Below are 346 nucleotides of genomic sequence, written 5' to 3' on the forward strand. Positions count from 1 at the left end.
TTTCCTCGCCGCGGAGACGGTGAAGACGCATTTGCGGGCGCTGTTCATCAAGTTCGGTGTGGAGGATCTTCCGCAGAATCAGAAGCGATTGCGATTGGCGGAGCGTGCAATGCACAGCGGGATCGTCAGCGACCGCGATTTGTGAAACACATGGGTACGGCCCCGCCGAATTGCCAGCGGGGCCGTAGGTTGGCGAAACACACAATGTGTGTCGCGGCTCGAGTTCATGATCGCCGGTCCGTAGGGGCGACGGTCAGAATCTCATCACCGCTCAGACGAACCGTGGGGTGACCACATTGTCGGCGACGTAGGTGCCGTCGCAATAGAGCTCGACGTTGATCGGAAT

The 346-nt window shown here is 59.2% G+C and carries 1 pseudogene; it reads left to right on the forward strand.

The annotated features are described in order from the left end of the window. Positions 1–145 (forward strand): annotated as a pseudogene (locus tag GV790_RS31510) (FHA domain-containing protein); the annotation flags it as partial. Positions 146–346: the final 201 nt, after the last annotated feature.

Origin of the sequence: Nocardia cyriacigeorgica, assembly GCF_010858045.1 — a bacterium.
GTDB lineage: Bacteria > Actinomycetota > Actinomycetes > Mycobacteriales > Mycobacteriaceae > Nocardia > Nocardia cyriacigeorgica_E.